The organism is Sutterella sp. AM11-39 (assembly GCF_003472385.1).
GTDB classification, from domain to species: Bacteria; Pseudomonadota; Gammaproteobacteria; order Burkholderiales; family Burkholderiaceae_F; genus Duodenibacillus; species Duodenibacillus intestinigallinarum.
In genome coordinates, this window is the sequence record NZ_QRLV01000004.1 from 238,490 (window position 1) to 245,749 (window position 7,260).

A 7,260-nucleotide genomic window follows, 5' to 3' on the forward strand; every position below is an offset into this window, starting at 1 on the left:
GCAGAACTCTGCGGCGTTGTGTTGTGCGAATTTAGCGCTCTTCGATCGGCTTGACGTGGCGCTCCGTGCAACCGGTAAAGAGTTGACGGGGTCGACCGATGCGGAAGGCCGGATCATCGATCATCTCGTTGAGCTGGGCAAACCAGCCGACGGTGCGGGCCATGGCAAAGATAGCCGTAAAGAGCGGCATCGGAATGCCGATCGCCTTTTGCACGATGCCCGAATAGAAGTCCACGTTCGGGTAGAGATTGCGCGAAATGAAATACTCGTCTTCAAGCGCAATCTTTTCCAAGGCCAGGGCAAGCTTGAAGATGGGCGAATCATGCAGCCCGAGCTCATCGAGAACTTCGTAGCAGGTTTCGCGCATGAGCTTGGCTCGAGGATCGTAGTTCTTGTAGACACGGTGACCGAACCCCATCAAGCGCACGCCGCTCGACTTGTCCTTGACCTTCTTGATGAAGTCGCCGATTTTCGCGATGCCGCCCTCTTCCTGGATGTGATAGAGCATCGAGAGCGTCGCTTCGTTGGCGCCGCCGTGCTGAGGGCCCCACAGACAAGCTACGCCCGCGGCAATGGCCGCAAAGGGACTCGTACCGGAACTTGCGCACAGACGTACGGTCGAAGTTGATGCGTTCTGCTCATGGTCAGCATGCAGAATGAAGATGCGGTCGATGGCGCGCGTGAGCACATCGTTGATCTTGTATTCCTCACACGGAATCGCAAACATCATGCGCATGAAGTTGGCCGAATAGGACAAATCGTTGCGCGGATAAATGTAGGGTTCGCCCACCGAATACTTGTAAGTCATGGCGACAAGACCGGGCATCTTGCCGATGAGCTGCACGGCAGCCATGGCTCGCTGCTCGGGATCGAGCAGGTTGCAGCTCTTGGGATAGAACGCGGACATGGCTCCGATCAGGCCAGTCAAAACCGCCATCGGATGTGCATCGCGGCGGAACCCCTGCAGGAAGAGATGCATCGACTCGTGAATGAGCGTGTGGTGCATCACGAGGTACTCGAAGTCTTCCTTTTCTTTCGCGTTGGGCAATTCGCCTTTGAGAAGCAAATAACAGACTTCAAGGTAGTCGCAGTTGCGGGCGAGCTCCTCGATCGGATAGCCGCGATAGAGCAGTTTGCCCGCCGCGCCGTCAATGTACGTAATGGCGCTCTTGCAGGAAGCCGTGCTCATGAATCCCGGATCGTATGTGAATTTTCCCGTCTTCTTGTAGAGCGTCGAAATGTCGATGACTTCCGGACCGACGGAGCCGGGCAAAACCGGCAGGCTAACTTCCGGCGAACCGTCGGAAAACACGAGTTTTACTGATTTTTCTTCAGCCACGACACTTCCTCCGTTATGGGTGTCCAAGCAAAATTCGGATGTGCCGCAAGTGCCTACAGCCGCCTTTGCCGCACCTTAACGGATCGAAATAATAGCCCCGACTAGGCGCTTTTGCTTATTTTCGCCTCTTCTCGGAAACGCGCAGACTGGCAAAGGCCGCATCCTGAATCGTTTCGGACATGCCGGGGTGCGGCCAGATAACAAGCGACAGATCCTCGTCGGTCGCCCCAAACGCAATGGCCTGCGCCAGGGCAGACACGAGGTCTCCGGCAGCAGCGCCCACGACCTGAGCACCCACTAGGCGTCCGGTTGATTCTTCGCAGACCAGTTCGACAAAACCAGCCGTTTCATCACAGGCTCTCGCCATGGCGTTATGCGCAAAAGCGGCTTTGCCCGTGCGAACGGCCATTCCGGCTTCTTGCGCAGCGTCTTTGCTCAATCCGACCCAGGCAAACTCAGGATGCGTATAGACGACGGAAGGCACCGGCGCTACATGCGCAGGACGCACGCCGCCGGCGATGCGCTCGGCCACGGCGCGACCTTCGTCGGAAGCCTTATGCGCGAGCTGCGGCCCCTTGACGATGTCTCCGACGGCCCACACATCAGGCAAATTGGTACGGCACTGATCATCGGTCTCAACAATGCCTGCGGGATTCACGGCCAAGCCTACCGCCTGAGGATTGACGCCTTCGACAGCGGAACTTCTGCCGATTGCCACGAGAAGCTTTTCAAAAGTGCGCGTTTCCTTGACGCCGTCGCGCTCGAACGTGACGTTGACGCCTTCTGCGCAACGCTGCACATCAACAATCAGCACGCCGAGCTCAAACTGTAGTCCCTGTTCGGAGAGCATCTTGCGGGCAGCTTCACTAACCGGCTTTCCGGCAAAGGACAAAACGTCGGCCGCCATGTCGAAAACGGTCACGGCACTGCCCAAGCGGGACCAGACGCTTCCGAGTTCAAGCCCGATCACGCCGGCACCGATAATGCCGAGACTCTTCGGAGGCTCCTTAAATGCCAAAGCGCCGCTATTGGAACACACCACTTCTTCGTCAAACTGAAGCCCCGGCAAGGTGCGAGGCTTGGTGCCGCAGGCAACGATCACGTGTTTGGCCTGCAGTCGTTGACCGCCTGCCGTCTCAAGTTCCCAACCAGTCTGCGTCTTTGCGCGAAAAACGACTTTTTCGGCAACGAACTCAACTCCCGCTTTCTTAAAAAGCATGGCAACGCCGCGGTTGGAATCCTTTACAGCCTTGGCTCGGTGTCGCTGCATCTGCTCAAAGTCCAGGTCGGGGGTCACGGGCTTCAAGCCGAACGCTAACGAGCCTTTCCTGACCTTTGCATAGGCCAGACTTGCGGCCAGAAGCGCCTTGCTCGGCACACAGCCGACATTGGCGCAGGTGCCGCCGAGCGCGCCGAGTTCACCGTCATCGGGATTGGCCATCGGATCAAAACAGACCGTCTTTAATCCGAGTTCGCCGGCACGAACCGCTGCGGCATAACCTCCGGGGCCCGCACCGATCACCGCCACATCATAGAATTCGTCCATCGCGTTTTTTCCTTTTCTCAAATGTCCAAAAGCATCACGGCGGGATCTTCGAGCGCCGCCTTCATGGCACCGAGCCCCAGCACGGCTTCGCGTCCGTCGATGAGGCGATGATCGTAGGAAAGCGCCAGATAGTTCATGGGACGAATGACGATTTCGCCGTTGACCACGACAGGGCGCTCCTTGGTGGCATGAATGCCCAGAATGGCAGACTGAGGCGGATTGATGATGGGGGTGGAAAGCATCGAGCCGAAAACGCCGCCGTTGCTCACGGTAAACGTGCCGCCGGAAAGTTCTTCGATCGACAGCTTGCCCGCCTGGGCACGCTTGGCAAAGTCGGCAATTTCAAGTTCGATTTCGGCAAATGTTTTCTGATCGGCGTTTCGCACCACGGGAACCACCAGACCGCGCTCCGTACCGACGGCAACGCCAATGTCAAAATAGCTGTGGTAGATGATGTCGGTGCCGTCGATCGAAGCGTTCAGAACAGGGAACTTTTCGAGCGCATAAACGGCGGCCTTGACAAAGAACGACATGAAACCCAACTTGATGCCGTGGCGTCTCTCGAACTTTTCCTTGTATCGGGCACGCAGCGCGATGACCGCGCTCATATCCACTTCGTTGAAGGTGGTGAGCTGCGCGGAACCGGCAAGGCTCTGAACCAAACGCTCTGCCACACGGCGGCGCAGACGCGTCATCGGAACTCGATCCTCCTTGCGGCCGTACGGATCGGGCGCGATCGGTTCGGCAGGAGCAGGCGCCGCCGCAGATCTCGAAGCCGGAACCGCTCGCGGCGCAGGTTCGGCAGTCTGAGGTTGAACCGGAGGTTCAGCTGCCGCAAGCGCATCAACCTTGGTAATACGGTTTCCCGGTCCAGTACCGATCACGGTCTTGGCGTCAATGCCGGCAGCGGCAAGAACGGCGGCTGCTGACGGCATGACACGCGGTTCGGCAATGGTTTTCTCTACCGGTGCAGGAGACGGAGCTCTGCTCGAGTCGGTAGAAGCTGAAGCGCTCACGGAAGCATCGGTATCAATCACGGCGATCACTTCGCCCGAAACAACCGTCTGACCGTTTTGCGCTCGAATTTCAGCAAGCTGGCCTGCCGCAGGCGACGGCACTTCCAGCACCACCTTGTCGGTTTCGATCTCAATGAGAATTTCATCGGCGGCTACGATGTCGCCCGGCTTGCGTTTCCATTCCAGAAGCGTCGCTTCGCTCACGGATTCGGAGAGTTCGGGGACTTTCACTTGTACGGTATTCATAGCTGTGTTCTCTGTGTGTGTTTTTATTCTTTCTGCGTGGGCTTTGCTTTAGGCAGTCAGCACAAAACCTTTGATCGGGGCAAAAGCCGCATCCTGTAGATCCTTGAGCTGCTGCGCGTGGCGAGCACTGTAGCCCACCGCAGGCGACGGGCTTTCAGGGCGACCGGCATAGGCTAACCGCATACCTGGGCGCATGTTCATGAGAATGCGCGTCTTGGCGTAATTCCAAACGCCTTGATTCTGCGGTTCGTCCTGACACCAGACAATCTCACCGGCGTCGGGGTAACGGTCAATGACAGACTTAACCTGCTTGTGCGGGAACGGATAGAGCTGTTCCATGCGTACGATCGCGTAATGCTTCTGAGCCTCTTCGTTGATTTCAGCACGACGGCGCACCAGGTCGTAATAAACACGTCCCGAACAAAAGACAATGCGGCGCACGGCTTCAGGCAAAGCGTTCTCGTCGTCGATCACGGTACGGAAAGAGCCTTCGGAAAGTTCCGTCAAATCATTGGTGGCAGCCTTGTTGCGCAACAAAGACTTGGGCGTAAAAACGATAAGCGGCTTTCTTGCCTTTTGAAGCATTTGCAGACGTATCAGATGAAACATCTGAGCCGCACAGGAAGGTTGGACCACACGCATATTGTCACCGGCACATAGCTGTAGGTAACGTTCGATTCGCGCCGAAGAATGTTCAGGTCCCTGCCCCTCATAGCCGTGCGGCAACAGCAGGACCAGTCCGCAGAGGCGTCCCCATTTGACTTCGCCGGAGCTGATGAACTGATCGATCACAACCTGGGCGCCGTTGGCAAAGTCACCGAATTGGGCCTCCCAGAGCACCAACGCATCGGGAGCGGCTGTCGCATAGCCGTATTCGAACCCGAGCACGGCGTTTTCAGACAACACCGAGTCGATCACGGTAAAGGGGGCCGCTTCGGGGCCGAGATGCTGCAGCGGAACGTAGTCGCCCTCATCCCACTTTTCGCGCTTTTGGTCATGCAACACGGCATGACGATGACTGAACGTACCTCGACCGCTGTCCTCCCCCGTAAGACGCACGGCGTAGCCTGCCGACAAAAGAGTAGCGTAGGCCAGGTGTTCGGCCATGCCCCAGTCGACTCTGAGTTCGCCTGCAGCCATCCGGCGTCGGTCAGCAACGACCTTGGCAACGATCGGATGCAGTTCGAAGGTTTCGGGCAACGTGGTGATCATCTGCCCCAAACGAGTAAGTTCGGCCATCGGCACGCGGGTATCGATGTCATTACTCAAAACACCGCCTGCAAATCGAGTCCAATCAGCGCGGTAGCGGTGACGTTCGGTGAGAATGTTGAGCGGCAGAGGCGGACGGCCCTCCTTGAGTCGAGCCTTCACCTCTTCGCGCATTTGTTCGCTTTCTTCAAGCGAAACAACACCGGCGCCAGCGAGTTTTCGGGCATAGAGAGCGCGCGTACCGGGGTGTTTGCCGATGGCGCGGTACATTAAGGGTTGCGTGACGGCCGGCGTATCCTGCTCATTGTGCCCGAGCTTTCGGAAGCAGACTATGTCAAGAACTGCGTCCTTTTGGAAGGTCTGCTGGAATTCGCAAACGAGTTCTGCAGCATAAGCGACCGCATCGGGATCATCGCCGTTGACGTGCAACACCGGCGCTTCAATGAGCTTGGCCGGATCAGTGCAGTACGTCATAGAGCCCTTGTCACGGGGATCGGACGTGGTAAAGCCGATCTGGTTGTTGATCACGATGTGAACCGTACCACCCGTGCCGTAACCACGGGTATCAGCAAGGTTAAGCGTCTCCATCACAACGCCCTGGCCGGGGAAAGCCGCGTCGCCGTGCACCATCACGCCGAGAACGAGGCGTTCGGCGTCTTTTCCTCCTCCGCGACGGTCCTGTCGCGCACGAACGCTGCCGACAACCACCGGATCAACAATTTCAAGGTGCGAGGGATTGAACTCAAGCGCCAGATGAATGTGTCGGCCGTCAACCATCATGTCGGAAGAAAAGCCGTTGTGGTACTTGACGTCGCCGGCGGGCAAATTGGATGCTGCGACACCTTCGAATTCTGCAAAGAGATCCTGCGGGCTCTTGCCGATGATATTGACAAGAACGTTGAGCCTTCCACGATGAGCCATGCCGATCACGCATTCTTCGACACCGGCGTGCGCGGCCCGTTCAACAACGGTCTGCATGGCAGTGATGAAGGACTCACCGCCTTCGAGACTGAAGCGCTTTTGACCGACATAACGAGTGTGAAGGAATCGCTCAAGACCTTCAGCTGCCGTCAAGCCTTCGAGGATCTTGCGGCGACGTTCAGCTGTGTACATCGGTCGAGAACGACTGCGCTCAAGCTTTTCCTGCCACCAGCGCTTCTGGACAGGATCGGAGATGTACATAAATTCGGCACCAATCGAGCTGCAGTAAGTCTCTCGCAAGGCTGTGAGAAGAGTGCGCAACGGCATCTTGTTGGCACCGAAAAAGGTATTCGTGATGTGAAACTCGGTATCGAGATCTGCATCGGTCAGACCGTAGAACAACGGATCGAGTTCGGGAATCACGGGAGCTTCGTGGCGCTTGAGCGGATCGAGCTGTGCGCGACGCGTACCGAGCACACGATAGGCAGCAATGAGTTGCTGTACGAATACCTGTTTGCCGGCAATTTCCAAATCCTGACGGCTGACATCACAGACAACGGCGCCGTGGGGACGATTGGCAAGGCTCGTGACGATTTCCGAATGTAGAACTTCGCGGGAGATGTCTCCGGCGTCTTCCATTAGCATCTGGACGAAGTAGTTACGCCACTGCTCGGAGACGGAGGCCGGATCCTTGAGCCAGCTTTCATAGAAGGACTCAACGTAGGAAGCGTTGGGGCCATTGAGCCAGCTTGACTGTTCGAGGTCTTTGATGGGCATTTCCTGTTCTCTGTAAATCCATGTTGGCGAACAAAGCACAAGCGCTATTCACACTTGGTTTATTCGGCACGTGAGTAAGGATACAGAGAGCGGAACGGGAATGGGCGGGAGTAGGTCTTTCGGAGAGGTGGAATTTGAAACGCAGAAATGACAAAACCCCCGAAGGAGAGACTCCAACGGGGGTTCGCTTTAATGATTTAGCCTGG

The 7,260-nt window shown here is 57.0% G+C and carries 4 protein-coding genes; all 4 read right to left on the reverse strand.

Features of this window, described 5'->3' with window-relative positions:
* Window positions 1-31: 31 nt before the first annotated feature.
* The 4 genes from DW133_RS05425 to DW133_RS05440 all read right to left on the reverse strand — a co-directional run bounded on the left by DW133_RS05425 (window position 32) and on the right by DW133_RS05440 (window position 7,054).
* The gene (locus tag DW133_RS05425) at window positions 32-1,339 is read right to left on the reverse strand and encodes a citrate synthase (RefSeq protein ID WP_118275620.1); all 1,308 of its coding nucleotides are present in this window, start codon (window positions 1,337-1,339) and stop codon (window positions 32-34) included.
* Between the two features lie 115 nt (window positions 1,340-1,454).
* Window positions 1,455-2,885 carry a dihydrolipoyl dehydrogenase gene (lpdA, locus tag DW133_RS05430; protein WP_118275621.1) on the reverse strand — a complete coding sequence of 477 codons (1,431 nt, stop codon included), beginning with the start codon at window positions 2,883-2,885 and terminating at the stop codon, window positions 1,455-1,457.
* A gap of 17 nt (window positions 2,886-2,902) precedes the next feature.
* Window positions 2,903-4,147 (reverse strand): 2-oxoglutarate dehydrogenase complex dihydrolipoyllysine-residue succinyltransferase, encoded by a 1,245-nt coding sequence (odhB, locus tag DW133_RS05435; protein ID WP_118275622.1) that lies wholly within the window; start codon window positions 4,145-4,147, stop codon window positions 2,903-2,905.
* Between the two features lie 48 nt (window positions 4,148-4,195).
* A complete protein-coding gene (locus DW133_RS05440; RefSeq protein WP_118275623.1) occupies window positions 4,196-7,054 on the reverse strand; it encodes a 2-oxoglutarate dehydrogenase E1 component in 2,859 nt (952 codons plus the stop codon).
* Window positions 7,055-7,260: the final 206 nt, after the last annotated feature.

Bases quoted from the DNA above. Each gene is read 5' to 3' on its own strand.
- DW133_RS05440 (WP_118275623.1), bottom strand. From the start codon at position 7,054: ATGCCCATCAAAGACCTCGAACAGTCAAGCTGGCTCAATGGCCCCAAC.
- lpdA (WP_118275621.1), bottom strand. From the start codon at position 2,885: ATGGACGAATTCTATGATGTGGCGGTGATCGGTGCGGGCCCCGGAGGT.
- odhB (WP_118275622.1), bottom strand. From the start codon at position 4,147: ATGAATACCGTACAAGTGAAAGTCCCCGAACTCTCCGAATCCGTGAGC.